At 65.5% G+C, this 14,427-nt stretch carries 13 protein-coding genes; 6 read left to right on the top strand and 7 right to left on the bottom strand.

Annotated elements, in window-relative coordinates:
- Positions 1 to 155: 155 nt before the first annotated feature.
- Both rsmD and MC381_RS06820 read left to right on the top strand, forming a co-directional pair.
- Positions 156 to 800: a 16S rRNA (guanine(966)-N(2))-methyltransferase RsmD gene (rsmD, locus tag MC381_RS06825; RefSeq protein ID WP_251976990.1), complete on the top strand. Its 645-nt coding sequence runs from the start codon at positions 156 to 158 to the stop codon at positions 798 to 800.
- Between the two features lie 111 nt (positions 801 to 911).
- On the top strand, positions 912 to 1,115 hold the full coding sequence (locus tag MC381_RS06820; protein ID WP_251976989.1) for a cell division protein ZapB: 204 nt from the start codon (positions 912 to 914) through the stop codon (positions 1,113 to 1,115).
- Positions 1,116 to 1,223: 108 nt separating this feature from the next.
- On the opposite strand, the gene MC381_RS06815 is transcribed toward MC381_RS06820, so the two are convergent.
- The 7 genes from MC381_RS06815 to prfB form a co-directional block, all read right to left on the bottom strand.
- The gene (locus tag MC381_RS06815; RefSeq protein WP_251976988.1) at positions 1,224 to 1,712 is read right to left on the bottom strand and encodes a GNAT family N-acetyltransferase; all 489 of its coding nucleotides are present in this window, start codon (positions 1,710 to 1,712) and stop codon (positions 1,224 to 1,226) included.
- Between the two features lie 24 nt (positions 1,713 to 1,736).
- A complete protein-coding gene (locus tag MC381_RS06810; RefSeq protein ID WP_251976987.1) occupies positions 1,737 to 2,594 on the bottom strand; it encodes a hypothetical protein in 858 nt (285 codons plus the stop codon).
- On the bottom strand, positions 2,591 to 2,902 hold the full coding sequence (locus MC381_RS06805) for a BolA family protein (RefSeq protein WP_251976986.1): 312 nt from the start codon (positions 2,900 to 2,902) through the stop codon (positions 2,591 to 2,593). The genes MC381_RS06810 and MC381_RS06805 overlap by 4 nt, the downstream gene beginning before the upstream one ends.
- Before the next feature lie 138 nt (positions 2,903 to 3,040).
- Positions 3,041 to 4,429: an MFS transporter gene (locus tag MC381_RS06800; RefSeq protein WP_319022836.1), complete on the bottom strand. Its 1,389-nt coding sequence runs from the start codon at positions 4,427 to 4,429 to the stop codon at positions 3,041 to 3,043.
- 64 nt (positions 4,430 to 4,493) lie between these two features.
- Positions 4,494 to 4,880 carry a hypothetical protein gene (locus tag MC381_RS06795; protein WP_251976985.1) on the bottom strand — a complete coding sequence of 129 codons (387 nt, stop codon included), beginning with the start codon at positions 4,878 to 4,880 and terminating at the stop codon, positions 4,494 to 4,496.
- Between the two features lie 274 nt (positions 4,881 to 5,154).
- Positions 5,155 to 6,684, bottom strand: a complete 1,530-nt coding sequence (gene lysS, locus MC381_RS06790) for a lysine--tRNA ligase (protein WP_251976984.1) — start codon at positions 6,682 to 6,684, stop codon at positions 5,155 to 5,157.
- A gap of 211 nt (positions 6,685 to 6,895) precedes the next feature.
- A protein-coding gene (gene prfB / locus MC381_RS06785) for a peptide chain release factor 2 (RefSeq protein WP_251976983.1) occupies positions 6,896 to 7,994 on the bottom strand; the annotation gives its coding sequence in 2 pieces (ribosomal slippage) (positions 6,896 to 7,918 and positions 7,920 to 7,994; 1,098 coding nt in all).
- A gap of 303 nt (positions 7,995 to 8,297) precedes the next feature.
- Here prfB and MC381_RS06780 point away from each other — a divergent pair.
- The 4 genes from MC381_RS06780 (at position 8,298) to MC381_RS06765 (ending at position 14,362) form a co-directional block, all read left to right on the top strand.
- Positions 8,298 to 9,878, top strand: coding sequence for a peptide ABC transporter substrate-binding protein (locus MC381_RS06780; RefSeq protein WP_251976982.1), 1,581 nt, complete (start codon positions 8,298 to 8,300; stop codon positions 9,876 to 9,878).
- A 174-nt stretch (positions 9,879 to 10,052) separates the two neighbouring features.
- A complete protein-coding gene (locus tag MC381_RS06775) occupies positions 10,053 to 11,651 on the top strand; it encodes a peptide ABC transporter substrate-binding protein (RefSeq protein WP_251976981.1) in 1,599 nt (532 codons plus the stop codon).
- A gap of 4 nt (positions 11,652 to 11,655) precedes the next feature.
- Complete coding sequence (locus MC381_RS06770; RefSeq protein ID WP_251976980.1) at positions 11,656 to 12,651, top strand: C40 family peptidase; 996 nt, start codon at positions 11,656 to 11,658, stop codon at positions 12,649 to 12,651.
- 160 nt (positions 12,652 to 12,811) lie between these two features.
- Positions 12,812 to 14,362 carry a peptide ABC transporter substrate-binding protein gene (locus MC381_RS06765; RefSeq protein ID WP_251976979.1) on the top strand — a complete coding sequence of 517 codons (1,551 nt, stop codon included), beginning with the start codon at positions 12,812 to 12,814 and terminating at the stop codon, positions 14,360 to 14,362.
- Positions 14,363 to 14,427 lie beyond the last annotated feature (65 nt).

The following is a 14,427-nucleotide window of genomic DNA, read 5'->3' as shown; positions in this document are numbered from 1 at the left end:
CTTCACTGCTGACAGCGACATCGTCGACACCGCAAGGGCAACCGTCGATGTGGCTTCGGAAAAAGTTCGATATCGAACGCTCATCGTATCACCGCGAGGATGACGGGGGTACAACCGCTCGTCACGCCATCGCGCTTGTCATACAATCCCGCGTCATGAATCGACGACGTTCCCGCGCCTCCGAACGCGCCCGCCGCACACCGGGCGGACCTCCCAGTCAGGACCGCAACACCCCGCACCGGGGTAAAGGCCAGCTGCGCCTGATCGGCGGCCGTTTTCGTCGCCGCCAGTTGCCGATACCGGACAGTCCGGGACTGCGCCCGACGCCGGACCGAGTACGCGAGACGCTGTTCAACTGGCTCGCTTTCGAGCTGCCCGGTCGTCGCGTGCTCGATCTCTTCGCCGGCACCGGCGCACTGGGGCTTGAAGCCCTCTCCCGCGGCGCGGGTCAGGTCACCTTCGTGGAATCCATGCCGGCCGTGGCGGAAGCGCTGGCGACCAATCTGAAGACACTCGATGCCGAGGGTGAGATCCAGACCGCCACCAGCGCCGACTTTCTGGCGCGCCCCCCGTCGCCGTTCGATATCGTCTTTCTCGACCCGCCCTTCCGCCAAGGGTTGGCCGAGGCGACCTGCGAATGCCTGGAGCAACGCGGCTGGCTGGCCCCGGATGCGATGATCTATGTCGAGACCGAGCACACGCTCGACTGGCAGCCGCCGGCGGGGTGGCATCTGCATCGCGAGGTTCGCGCCGGAGACAGCCATGGACGACTCTTTCGCCGCCACGGCGACAGCGGCTGACGTCGCCGATTCGAGACGCTTGTCGGCGACGAACTCGCCACGTACGCTGGCGCCAGCCGGACTCCCCGGCGGCCAGCCCGGGAACCCCCATGAACGTTTCAGGAGATAGCGATGAACGGTGAACTCTTCGCCCAGCTCGAGCAGAAGATTCAGAACGCGGTCGACAGCATCGAGATGCTGAAAATGGAAAACGAAGAGCTCAAGGCGGAGAACGCCCGTCTCCAGCAGGAGCGCCAAGAGTGGGAACAGCGTCTCGGCGGTCTGCTCGACAAGCTGCAGTCGCTGGACGAGAGCAGCAACGGCGAGACCGCCTGATCACGGCGCGCCGTCAGGGCGGCGCCCCCGTCGCCGCCCGCCTTCTGTTCCCCGCTTGCCCCTGGGTTTTCGGATACCAGACGATCGCCTAATGACTGAAAGAGTTGTTCAGGTATCGAGGCTATCGTTCAGATATTCGTTCAGACATCGCGACATGAGTATCGCGTCCTCGCTCCCCCCATCCGCACGTCGGTAATAGCCACGACGCTGGCCGTCGAACGTGAAACCCTGGCGCTCGTAGAGACGCCGCGCCGCGGTATTGGACTCGCGCAGTTCCAGCAGCAGCCGCTCAGCTCCCCGCCTTTCGGCCTGATCCAACACCCAGGCCAGCAGGCGAGCCGCCACGCCACGCCGGCGGACCGAGGGCAGCACGCAGATCGACTGCAGCTCGGCATCGAACGGCAGGTGCGCGACGATGGCCACCGCACACAGCGCCTTATCCGTCTCCCATAGCGCCCAGACGTCATAGTCGGCGTCGGCCAGCGCAGCACGCAGCAGCGGCACAGACCAGGCGTCGTCATTCGCCGCCTGCTCGAAGGCGAGCAGCGCCGGGAGGTGTTCGGGGCCGAGCCGGACAGGCAGAGGGGATGAGATCATGGTATCGAGCAACCGGACCCTGGCTCAGGCCGGAGCAAGATCGCGCCAGGCCGCCGACGCCGACTGCAGGCGCTGCCAGGCAGCTCGCTTGGCAGCCGCCGAGAGGCGCAGGTCCGCGGGGTGAGGCCAGCGGAAGGTGGCAAAATCCAGCTCTGCTACCGATTCCGACGACCCATAGTCACGCTCGAGCAGTGCCTGCCAGGCAGCATCGCCCTCGACGACAATCGCCCCGTCGATCGACAGACCGTTGCGCTGGGCCTGTCCGGCGCAGAAGACCTGAATCCCTTCTCGCGCTTCGCCCGCCGGATCGGCCACCCGGGTGGCCATGAGCGGCCAGTCGAGCGTCGCTACCGCTCGCCAGCGCGGCGGCAAGCCGGCGGCCTGCAGCAGCTGGCAGAGCAGCGCTTCGTCCTGGGGCGATAGCGCCCGTTCGCCCGGGAGCATCAGCCACCAGCGTTCACCGATCACGCCCAGCGACAGCGAGAAGCGCAACGGATCGGCAAGCACTTCCGGCTCGCGCGCTTCGACGATCTCGCTGTCGTCAGCCGCAGCGGTTGCCGGACTGGTCTCCGGCGTCTGGTCGCCGAGCAGCGCGCGAACCCGCGAGGTCGCCGGCACCGACTCGCTGCCGGTCGGCCCCTTCGTCTCGGTCGGCGACGGATCGGCGGACGCTACCGCTTCGGCCGGCGGTGCCGCCGGCGCACGCTGTGCGTCTTCGAGCAGCGCATGCAGCCGCTCACCGGGAGCCGCCTGCGCCGGCCGGCCAGCCGGCTGCCATTCGCCCTGCTCGGTCGCGCGGGCGTTGACGAAACGGTAGCGCGAGGTCCAGGCAGCGATGCCCATGGCCTCGAGATACTGCAGACGCTGCGGATCCGGCGTCACGGGTGGCCTCCTCCCCGGCAGTGGGGCGAGTCGGGCCGGTTCGCCCCGCGTGCCGCCCACTGCTGCGGGGTATAGAGATGCAGCGCCAGCGCGTGCACCGGCCCGGCCAGCTCGTCGGCCAGCGTCGAATAGATCATCTGGTGGCGCTTGACCGGCATTAGCCCGGTGAAGCGCTCGGAGACCAGCGTGACCTTGAAATGGGTTTCGGAATCGGGCGGCACATGATGCATGTGGCTCTCGTTCTCGACCGTCATATGGACGGGGCTCAGCGCCGCGAGCTTTTCTTCGATTCGTGCCTGAACACTCATGTCAGCTCCTCCTGTGCCTGGAAATCCAGTGTAACGTCCCGCCGCGGTGTGCGGCGATGCCGCGAGCGTCACGCCAAGCGACGGGTACGCGCCCTCTCCTGCCATCCCTCGCCGGCACGACTGGCATATCGGCTAGCGTCAGCGCGGGTGTCGCCGGGTCGCCATTGGCACGCGATAGAGGCTCAGTGCCAGCGCCACCATAACCGAGACACAGCCCAGCCACAGCGATAGCGTCAGCGAGCCGAAGGAGAGCCCCAGCACCAAGCCGACAGAGGCCGTCCCCAACGACTGCCCAAAAGTTCGCACCGAGGCCAGCACGCCGGAGGCGTTGGCGCTCAACTCGACCGGCACGCTGCCGATCATTTCGCGATTGTTGGGGGCCTGAAACAGGCCATAGCCGATGCCGCAGAGCGCCGTACGCCAGATCACGTCCAGATAGCTCGATGCCGCACCGAGACCGCTCAATGCCAGCATACCGAGCAGGAAAAGCGCCAGCCCGATGGAGCTGATCAAGGCGGGGTTGCGCTTGTCCGCCAGCCGTCCGGCCAGCGGTCCGATAATCATGATCACCAGCGGCCAGGGCGTGAACAGCACGGCCGACATGATCGGCGAGACGCCCATGACGGTCTGATAGAGAAACGGCAGCCCCACGAAAGCGATGCCCTGGGCCAGAAACGCGAAGGTCGAGGTCGCCGCGGCGAACGAGAAGCGTGGCTCCGTGAACAAGGCCAGCGGCACCAGCGGCTGCGAGACGTGACGCTGGCGATAGATGAAGCCCGCCAGACAGGCCATCGCCAGAGCCAGCGTGGCAATCGCCGTTGCACCGCCTTCGCCGTGCCCGAACTGGTCGAGTGCGAATACGCTACCGCTCAGCATGACAATGGAGAGCAGGGCGCCCCATATATCGAGACGCACCGCCTGCGGCGCTTCACGCGGCAAGGAGCGGATGCCGAGCACCAGCGCGACCACTCCGATCGGCACGTTGATCGCGAACAGCCACGGCCAGCTGCCAACGTGCAGGATCAGTCCGCCGAGCGAGGGCCCGGCGGCGATTCCGAAAGCCACGGTGAGCGCACTCAGGCCGATCGCCGACCCCAGCAGGCGCGTGGGAAAGATGATGCGATAGAGCGACGGGCCGATGCTCAGCATCGCCGCGGCACCGATGGCCTGCAGCCCACGGGTGACCAACAGGAACTCGAACGAGCGCGCCAGAGCACAGCCCAGCGAGGCAAGGGTAAAGATCGCCAGCCCGCCGATATAGAGCCGATGCCGGCCGATCCGACGGCTAAGTGCGGCAAACGTCAGCAGCAGTGCCGCCGTGACCAGCTGGTAGACGTTAGCAATCCAGATCGACTCCGACCCGCTGATCGCCAGCTGCTCCGCCAGCGTCGGCAGCGCGATATTGACGATGCCGTTATCGAGCACCGCCATCTGCGTCCCGGTGATCATCGCCAGCATTGCCAGCTTGCGCTCGCGCCCGGGAAGGCCGTCGTCTCCCTCGCGTTCCTCGAAAAGCCGTCTCAGCACGAGCTGCGCCACCTACCCGCCGGGCACGCCGACGCCGTCATTCCTCGAAGATCAGCCCACACACTCACTCTTCGTCGGTCTCCATCAGCAGCGCGTCGTCGACCTCCGACACCTCGATCGCCGCCTCGTCATCGAGATCGACAGCCAGGTAGCTGTGTTCGACGACGAGAAAGGCATTGAACAATGCCCAATCCAGCGTTTCCGGCCACTGCCGCTCATCTTCTTCCCAGGCACGCAGCTCGCTATCGAGGATATCCACGTAGCGCTCCGCCACGTAGGCGTTGAGCGCCTCCGGCGTGTCCATCTCGGGAATCAGGTAGACGGTGTTCTCGCCGCGGATATCATCGAGCGTGAGATCGTCGTCGCCAACGGTGGGCTCCAGTGAGTTGACCCAGTCGACGAATGCCTGAGTGGGCTTCACGCTGAGTGCGGAACGGTTGAGCAGCTTCATGGTGTCACCCCTGTGATGAGAACCGGCATAGTCCGGTAGATAGCAGAACGCCGACATTATGGGCGCTCGTCGCGCTCGTGACCAATGGCGTTTCTTGGAGGCGGGCCGCAATGTCGCCAGCCCCGCACGCGACCCCGGGTGGTTTCGCGCTGGCCAGGCGCCAGGGCAGCCTGGCAGCCGCCTCACGGCAAGGCGCCCAGGCCGTCAATCGGCGACGAGGCGCGCCAGGCACCGCGCCACGCCGCAGCTGGGCGGCACGAGTATCGTCTTCGCGTTATTCCGGACGCATCGCCGGGAAGAGCAACACATCGCGAATCGACGGACTGTCGGTCAGCAGCATCACCAGGCGGTCGATGCCGATGCCTTCCCCCGCGGTCGGCGGCATGCCGTACTCCAGCGCGCGCACGTAGTCGGCGTCGTAGTACATCGCTTCAAGATCGCCGGCATCCTTCTCGGCAACCTGGGCGGCGAAGCGTTCGGCCTGATCTTCGGCGTCGTTGAGCTCGGAGAAGCCGTTGGCCAGTTCGCGCCCGCCAACAAAGAATTCGAAGCGGTCGGTCACGTGCGGATTGGTATCGTTGCGCCGCGCCAGCGGACTGACCTCGGCCGGGTACTCGGTGATGAAGGTCGGCTGGTCGAGCCGGTGTTCGGCGACTTCCTCGAAGATCTCCGTCTGCAGCTTGCCCAGCCCCCAACTCGGCTTGATGGCGATACCCAGACGCTCGCAGACTGCCGCAGCCCCCTCCACGGTATCGATATCGCCCTCGCCGATGCCATCACCATACTCGAGGATCGACTGGCGCAGCGTCAGCCGCTGGAACGGCTGCCCCAGGTCGTACTCGGTGCCCTGGTAAGTGATAGTGGTGGTGCCCAGCACGCTTTGGGCCGCCTCACGAATCATCGCTTCGGTCAGATCGAGCAGATCCTGGTAGTCAGCGTAGGCCCAGTAGAACTCGAGCATGGTGAATTCGGGGTTGTGTCGGGTCGACAGCCCCTCGTTGCGGAAATTGCGGTTGATCTCGAACACGCGCTCGAAGCCGCCGACGACCAGGCGCTTGAGGTAGAGCTCCGGCGCGATGCGCAGATACATGTCGATATCCAGCGCATTGTGATGCGTCGTGAACGGACGCGCCGTGGCACCGCCGGGGATCGGCTGCAACATCGGTGTTTCGACTTCCATGAAGCCGCGCTCGACCATGAAACGGCGGATGGCCGCGATCACGCCGGAACGGACTTCGAACACACGCCGCGACTGCGGATTCATGATCAGATCGACGTAGCGCTGGCGATAGCGCGCTTCGAGGTCGGTCAGGCCGTGGAACTTGTCGGGCAGCGGACGCAGGCTCTTGGTCAGCAGCTTCGCCTCGACGATCATCACGTAGAGGTCGCCCTTGCCGGACTTGTGAACCGGCCCTGTGCCGGCGACGATGTCACCGATATCCCAGCTCTGGATATCCTCGAGCAGCTCGGCCGGTAGCCCTTTTTTGTCGACGTAGAACTGGATCTGGCCGGAGGCGTCCTGAATCACCACGAATGGGCCGCGCTTGCGCATGACGCGCCCGGCAACCGACGCCTGGCGATCCAGCGCCTCCAGCTCCGGCTTCTCCTTGTCACCCAGTTCGGCCTGCAGGTCCGCTGCCAAGCTGTCGCGACGAAAATCGTTGGGGAAGGCGCTACCGCCCTGCTCCGCCGCCTGCTCGCGTCGTGCCGCCAGCTTGGCACGCCGCTCCGCGATCAGCCGGTTTTCTTCCTGCGCGTCGGTTTGTGCCTCGGAGGGGGTTTGCGGATTGTCCTGATTCGCCATGTCATCGCCTGTCGAAAAGAAAGTTAAGCCGCGAGCCGCGAGCCGCGAGCCGGTAGCGGGTTTGAATGTCCGCCCGACCCGCCAGCACTGCGCGTGGTTCGAGCGATGACGAGGGTAGGCGCACCGACGCGAATCCGCGGAGTGGACGTGGTTGTCCATGAGCAGGATGAGCTTCGGCGCAACACCGCCTCGTCGAGCGCAGACACGCGCGTCAGAGGCCTTGCTTGAGGCTCGCCTCGATAAACTGATCCAGATCGCCATCGAGCACCTTGTCGCAGTTGCTCGACTGCACCCCGGTGCGCAGATCCTTGATGCGCTGATCGTCGAGCACGTAGGAGCGGATCTGGCTGCCCCAGCCGATATCGGCCTTGGAGTCCTCGGCGGCCTGCTTCGCCTCGTTGCGCTTCTGCATCTCATGTTCCCACAGCTTCGCCCGCAGCTGTTTCATGGCGAAGTCGCGGTTGGCGTGCTGGCTGCGCTGGCTCTGACACGCCACCACGATACCGGTCGGCTCGTGGGTAATACGCACGGCGGAGTCGGTGGTGTTGACGTGCTGACCGCCGGCGCCGGAAGAGCGATAGGTGTCGGTGCGCAGATCGGCCGGGTTGATCTCGACCTCGAAGTTGTCGTCCACCTCCGGCGAAAGAAAGACGGAGGCAAACGACGTGTGGCGACGGCCGCCGGAGTCGAACGGGCTCTTGCGCACCAGGCGATGCACGCCCGTCTCGGTGCGCAGCCAGCCGAAGGCGTACTCGCCCTGAATATGCACGGTCGCCGACTTGATACCCGCCACCTCGCCGGCGGAGACCTCGGTCAGTTCCGCCTTGAAGCCGTGGTGCTCGGCCCAGCGCAAGTACATGCGCAGCAGCATGTTAGCCCAGTCCTGCGCCTCGGTGCCGCCGGAGCCGGCCTGGATATCGAGATAGGCGTTATTCTCGTCCATCTCGCCGGAGAACATGCGCCGGAACTCCAGCTTGTCGAGCTGGGTTTCGAGATATCCGAGTTCTTTCTTGACCTCTTCGACGGTCTCCTCGTCTTCCTCCATCACCGCCAGCTCCAGCAGCTCGCGATTGTCGGCGAGGCCCGCATCGAGCGTATCGATGGTTTCGACCACGGCAGCCAGCGACGCCCGCTCCTTGCCCAGCTTCTGGGCATAGTCGGGGTCGTTCCAGACGTCCGGGTTTTCCAGTTCGCGGGAGACTTCTTCTAGCCGATCCTGCTTCTCGGCATAGTCAAAGATACCCCCTCAGGACGTCTGTCCGTTCGGACAGGTCCTTGATGAGGTTGTTGATCGGGTTGATCTCTTGCATGGGGCTCCTGCCAACATCGCCAGGGGCGAGCCGGTACGCACCGCCGGGGGCGCAGGCCGACTCGCCGAAAAAAGGACGCCTATTGTAGCCAAAGGCCGGCATAGCGTCATCCCGCCCGGTAGCGGCCAGGCGGCGCTGTGCGGCGGCGCGCAATGCGCTAAGGTGGGAAAATCACCGCTCGGCGCCGAGATTGACTGTCGCCGAGATTGACTGCCGCCGAGATCATGGCGAGACCACAAGAACCTGGCGCGACAGAAAGCGCCGATTGATACCCAAACCCATCCAGCCGCGAGGGAACGCACCGTGAAGCCAGCCACCCGTCTTGCCACCGCCATCGGCGCCGCCGCCAGCCTGACCGTCCTGCCGCTGCAGGCCGCCACCCTGCAAATGGGAATCTCCGGCGACCCCGCCTCGCTGAGCCCGGCCCGGATCACCGGCGGCGTGTGGGAAGAGGACGTCCTGCGCGATCTCTTCGAAGGGCCGATCGCGATCGACAGCGACGGCCAGATCATCCCCGGCGCGGCCGAACGCTGGGATATTTCGGACGACGGCCTCACTTACACCTTCCACCTGCGCGACGACCTCCAGTGGTCGGACGGCGAACCGCTCACCGCCGACGATTTCGTCTATGCCTACCGCCACCAGGTCGACCCCGCGACTGCCTCCAACTACGCGCACCGTCTCTACCCGGTGGTCAACGCCCGGGCGATCAACGCCGGTGACAAACCGCTCGAGAGCCTCGGCGTGGCCTCGCTGGACGAGGGACAAACGCTTCAGATCACACTGGCCGAACCCACGGTCTATTTCCTCAAGACGCTGGTTCTGCCCTTCGCTTATCCGATTCCCCAACACCTCGTCGAGAGGTATGGCGATGACTGGAGCAACCCCGAGAACATTGCCGTCAACGGCGCCTTCAAACCGGTGAGCTGGACCGCCAACACCGAGCTGGAAACGGTGAAGAACCCGGCCTATCACGACGCCGCCAATGTCGCGCTCGACGGGGTCGACTACTATCCACTGGAGGACAAGAACGCCGGCATCCAGCGATTCCGCGCCGGTGAACTGGACGTGCTGCGCGACTACCCGGCCGCGCAGTATCCGCGACTTTCGGAGAACCTGCCGGATGCCACGCACCGTTTTGCCTCGCTCGGCACCTACTACTATGTCTTCAACCTGCACGACGACTCGCCGGTCGCCGATGCGCGCGTCCGCGAGGCCCTGAGCCTGGCGATCCGCCGCGAGGTAATTGCCCGACAGCTACTGAAAGGCGCCGTCGAGCCGGCCTCCTCCCTGGTGCCGCCGGGGACCAGCGGCTACCAGGCACAATCCCAGCCGGGGCTCGACGACGACATGGACTCGCGGATAGCGCGTGCCCGAGCGTTGATGCAGGAGGCAGGCTATACCCCCGATAACCCGCTCGAACTGACGCTGCGTTTCAACAGCGGCGACGAGCACCGCCAGATCGCGGTCGCCGTGGCGGCGATGTGGGAACCGCTCGGCGTCGATGTCGAGCTTCGCAACACAGAGGCCAACATCCACTACGCCGACCTGATGGAAGCGGACTTCCAGGTCGCGCGGGCCGCCTGGATCTCGAGCTACGACGACGCCCAGAACTTCCTGCAGCTGCTCTCCGCGGAGGCGAACAATTACGGCGACTACCATGACGACGAGTACGATGCGCTGATGCGCCAATCGGATGCCGAGCAGGACCCCGGCCAACGTGCCGAGTTGATGCAACAGGCCGAGTCGCTGGCGCTTGCCGACTACCCGCTCACGCCGATCTACACCTACAGCTCGCGCAACCTCGTCAATCCGGCGCTCGAGGGCTGGCATGACAATGCGCTCGACATGCACGCCTCGCGCTGGGTCTCGCTCGACGAGTAACCCGCGGCTACCGGTCATGCACGATATTCGCCAGATGAAACGCACCATTCACCATTTGAATTAGACGTGGCGGGGCGTACGCGCGAAGGTAGCGGCCTGACCGGTGGCGGCCTGCCATCCGTATCGCGCTCGTTCGAGACGAGCGAGACAAGAACAAGCTGGAGTTCGAGATTCATGCCAACCCCCTTCGCCGCCCGCACGCTGCTGCCACTGAGCGCCGTGGCACTTGCCATTGCCCTGCCGTCCCCTGCTGCCCTGGCCGAGACGCTGAACATCGGCGTTCAGGGCGAACTCGCCTCCTTCGACACGTCGCAGGTCTCCGGCGGCGTGTGGGAGTCCCAGGTGCTGATGGACGTGTTCGAGGGGCTGCTGAAGCAATCACCGGACGGCGAACTGCTGCCGGGCATGGCAACCGACTGGGCCGTTTCCGACGACGGCAAGACCTACACCTTCCATCTGCGTGAAGACGCCGAGTGGTCCGACGGCGAGCCGGTGACCGCCGAAGACTTCGTGTTCGGCTGGCAGCATCTGCTGGCGCCGGAGAACGCCTCCAAGTACGCCTACATGCTCTACCCGATCCAGGGCGCCGAGGCGATCAACACCGGCAAGGCCGAAGCCGACACGCTCGGTGCCGAATCGCTCGACGATGGCAGGACGCTCAAGGTCACGCTCAACCACCCGACGCCTTACTTTCCCCAGCTGCTGACCCATTACACCGCCTACCCGGTGCCCAAGCACCTGGTTGACGAGTACGGCCGCGATTGGGTCAAGCTGGACCATATTGCGACCAACGGCGCGTTCAAGCCGGTCGAATGGGTCTCCCAGTCGCGCATCTCGGTCGAGAAGAGCTCGACCTATTACGATGCCGACGAGGTCGCGCTCGATGGCGTCAACTACTACACCGTCGAGGACCGCAATGCCGGCATCTCGCGTTTCCGTGCCGGCGAGCTCGACGTGCTGCGCGACTACCCCTCCAGCCGCTATCAGTGGCTGACCGACAACCTGCCCGACGCCACACACATGAGCCCGATGCTCGGCTCCTACTACTACGTGCTCAACAACCGCGAGGGCTACGCCACCGCCGACAGGCGCGTGCGCGAGGCACTCAACCTGACGGTTCGCCGCAACGTGCTTTCCGAGCAGATCATGGCCGGCAGCTTCAAGGCGTCTACGGCCATGGTGCCGCCGGGCACGAACCACTATGACGCACAGCAGATGGACCTCGGCAGCGACGACATGGACGCCCGCCTGGCCCGGGCGAAATCGCTGCTCGAGGAGGCCGGCTACGGACCGGACCATCCCCTGCATCTGCGTCTGCGCTACAACACCAGCGACGAGCACAAGAAGATCGCCATCGCCGTGGCGGCGATGTGGCAACCCTTGGGCGTCGACGTCGAGATGATCAACTCGGAAGCCACCGTCCACTACCAGACCATTCAGCAGGGGGATTTCGACGTCGCCCGTGCTGGCTGGATCGCCGATTACAATGATGCCGAGAACTTCCTCACGCTATTGCACTCGGGGGTGGGCAACAATTACGGCGCCTATGCCAGCGACGACTACGACGCACTGATGGATGAAGCTGCACAGACCCAGGACCTCGACGCCCGCGAGGCGCTGCTCGAGCAGGCCGAAAACGTGGCCCTGGACGACTATGCCTTTATTCCCATGCTGACCTACGTCACCCGTAACCTGGTCAATCCGCAGATCGACGGCTGGGAAGACAACGTCGGGGACGACCACCCTTCGCGTTGGGTCGAGTTCTCGGAGTAGCGGCATGGCCGGCGTCCAGGCAACGGATCGAGCACGGATCGGCGTGGCTGTCGCCGGTCTCTGGCGCTCGCCTGATGCACCGCGCGGCATCGATGCACCGGCGCTCGAGCAACCGCCGCGACTCGAGCCGTGGCTGGCCGCGCTCGATGACACGACGCGGGCGCGCCTCTGTCACGACAAGCTGCTGGTGACCCAAGCCCTGTTGGATACCCCGGTCAGGATTCTCGAGCGATCGACAGACAGCCAAGGCCGCGCCTGGTGCCGCATCGTGGTCCCCGATCAGCCCTCCTCGCAGGATCCCCGAGGCTATCCGGGCTGGCTGCCTGCCGATCAGCTGGTCGCGGACAGCACGGCACCTGATGAGCCATTCGACGCGGCGGCCAGGCTCTCGATTGCCGCGCCAACTGCCTGGCTGCGGGGGCTACCCAACGACCGGGCCGTCAAACTGAGCTTTCAGACGCGCCTGCGCCCGGCAGAGCCACTCGGCGAGCCCCCGGCCCCCGACAGTCGCTATGATGCCGAGCGAGTGTACGTCCGCTGCGCGCTGGGGCGGGGCTACCTGCCGCGCGACACCGTGCGCGTCGACACGCCGCGTCCGCCCGCCACGGCAGCGATGCTGGAAACACTGGGGCGACGCTTCGCCGGCCTGCGCTATCTCTGGGCCGGCAACTCAAGCTTCGGCTATGACTGTTCCGGGCTGGTGCATACGCTGTTTGCCGCCGTCGGGATTCGCCTGCCTCGCGATACCGGCGATCAGGTCGAGACCGGCCAGATCGTCCCGATCGACCGGCAGGCCGCCGGCGACCTGCTCTTCTTCGAAAAGCCCGACGACAGCGGGCGCCTTCGGGTCGACCACGTGGCGCTCTATCTGGGTGGCGATCGCATGCTGCATGCGCCGACCAACAACGCGCGCATCGAGTGTCGCCGCCTCAGCGGCAGCGACTATCACCGACAGCTTTGCGCGGTTCGCCGCTACCTTCCCGGACAGCCCTCGGCGTAGGATCGAGACGAGGCAGACAACGGCCTCGACAACAGTTATCACCAGCGCCTGACGACGGACGGACTCGATCATGCTCGAACAGCTTATCTCTTCACGGATTCACAGGTCTTCACAGGTTCACCGGTCTTTAAAGACTCGCCGACTTGGCCGGATCGGCCTGTTGCTGCTGCTGAGCACCGCCCCGCTCGGCAGCCTCGCCTCCGCCGCCACGCTGGCCATCGGCATTCAGGGCGAACCGGCCTCGCTCGACAGCGCAAGGATCGGCGGCAGCACCTGGGAAAACGATGTGCTTGGCGACCTGTTCGAGGGCTTGGTCACGCTGGACCCGGCGGGGCAATACATCCCCGGCGCCGCCAGCCGCTGGGACGTCAGCAATGACGGCACGGTCTACACCTTCCACCTGCGGGAAGACGCCGACTGGTCCGACGGCGAGCCGGTGATCGCAGACGACTTCGTGACCGCCTTCCGGCGCCTGTTCGATCCTGCCAACGGTGCCGTCTACGCCAGCCTCTTCTACTCGATTCGCGGCGCCGAGGCGCTGACTCGCGGCGAACCGGACGCCCCGACGCTGGGCGTGGAGGCTCTCGACGACAAGACGCTGGAGATCACGCTCAACCAGCCGACGCCCTACTTCCCGACGCTGCTCGCGCATATCGCGGCGTCGCCCGTGCCTTCGCACCTGCTCGATCGCTATGGCAACGACTGGACACAGATGGACCACATCGCGACCAACGGCGCCTTCACGCCGACGAGCTGGGTCTCCCATGATCATATCGCTGCCAGGAAAAACCCCGAGTTCCACGCCGCCGGCGACGTCAACCTGGACGGCGTCGACTACTACCCCGTCGAGGATCGCAGCGCCGGGCTGCAGCGCTTCCGTGCCGGCGGGCTCGATATCGTGCGCGACTTCTCGCCGGATCAATATCAGTGGCTGCAGGCCAACCTGCCCGAAGCCACTCACCTCGCGCCGCAGCTCGCCAACTACTACTTCGCGCTCAATCAGCGTGACGGCCACCCGACCGCCGACAGACGCGTGCGCGCAGCGCTCAATCTGGCCATTCGGCGCCAGGTGATCGCCGAGCAAATCATGGGCGGCGTGGTCTCGCCCGCCAGCGGCTTCGTGCCACAGGGCGTGGCTCACTACGACGCCCAGACGATGCCCGGTGTCGAAGAGAGCCAGGACGCACGCCTCGCCAGAGCACAAACGCTGTTGCAGGACGCAGGCTACGGCCCGGAGCATCCGCTGGAACTGACCCTGCGCTACTCCACCACCGAAGCCAACAAGCGCATCGCCGTGGCACTCGCAGCGATGTGGCAGCCGCTCAATGTAGAGACCGAACTGGTCAACGCCGAAGGCGCCGTACATTACGCCGAGCTCGCGGCAGGCAACTTCGACGTCGGCCGCGCCAGCTGGGTTGCGGACTTCGACGATGCCAGCAACTTCCTCGGCATTCTGCAGAGCGAGGCGCCGAAGAATTACGGCGGCTACCGTAGCCCGGCATTCGATGCGCTGATGCAGCAGGCCAGCCGCGAGACCGACGAAGACACTCGTCAACAGCTGCTGCAACAAGCCGAGCGGCAGGCGCTTTCCGACTATGCGGTGGCACCGATCTACGTCGATGTCTCGCGCAACCTGGTCAACCCGCAGCTCAAGGGCTGGGAGGACAACGCGCTGAACCGGCACCTGTCACGCTGGCTGTCGCGGGAGTGAACGCTTACCGGGGCGCGCGGCCCCGGTAACCGCCAATGACAACAAGACGACCGCCGGCCTCACGG

It is taken from the genome of Salinicola avicenniae, assembly GCF_023736115.1.
In the GTDB taxonomy this organism is placed as follows: domain Bacteria; phylum Pseudomonadota; class Gammaproteobacteria; order Pseudomonadales; family Halomonadaceae; genus Salinicola; species Salinicola avicenniae.
This window is presented reverse-complemented; position numbering and strand designations above follow the sequence as displayed.

What these genes read in the sequence shown, in the direction of transcription:
- MC381_RS06770 (WP_251976980.1), top strand. Translation starts at nt 11,656, where the DNA reads ATGGCCGGCGTCCAGGCAACGGATCGAGCACGGATCGGCGTGGCTGTC.
- lysS (WP_251976984.1), bottom strand. Translation starts at nt 6,684, where the DNA reads ATGGCGAATCAGGACAATCCGCAAACCCCCTCCGAGGCACAAACCGAC.
- MC381_RS06795 (WP_251976985.1), bottom strand. Translation starts at nt 4,880, where the DNA reads ATGAAGCTGCTCAACCGTTCCGCACTCAGCGTGAAGCCCACTCAGGCA.
- MC381_RS06815 (WP_251976988.1), bottom strand. Translation starts at nt 1,712, where the DNA reads ATGATCTCATCCCCTCTGCCTGTCCGGCTCGGCCCCGAACACCTCCCG.
- MC381_RS06775 (WP_251976981.1), top strand. Translation starts at nt 10,053, where the DNA reads ATGCCAACCCCCTTCGCCGCCCGCACGCTGCTGCCACTGAGCGCCGTG.
- MC381_RS06805 (WP_251976986.1), bottom strand. Translation starts at nt 2,902, where the DNA reads ATGAGTGTTCAGGCACGAATCGAAGAAAAGCTCGCGGCGCTGAGCCCC.
- MC381_RS06820 (WP_251976989.1), top strand. Translation starts at nt 912, where the DNA reads ATGAACGGTGAACTCTTCGCCCAGCTCGAGCAGAAGATTCAGAACGCG.
- rsmD (WP_251976990.1), top strand. Translation starts at nt 156, where the DNA reads ATGAATCGACGACGTTCCCGCGCCTCCGAACGCGCCCGCCGCACACCG.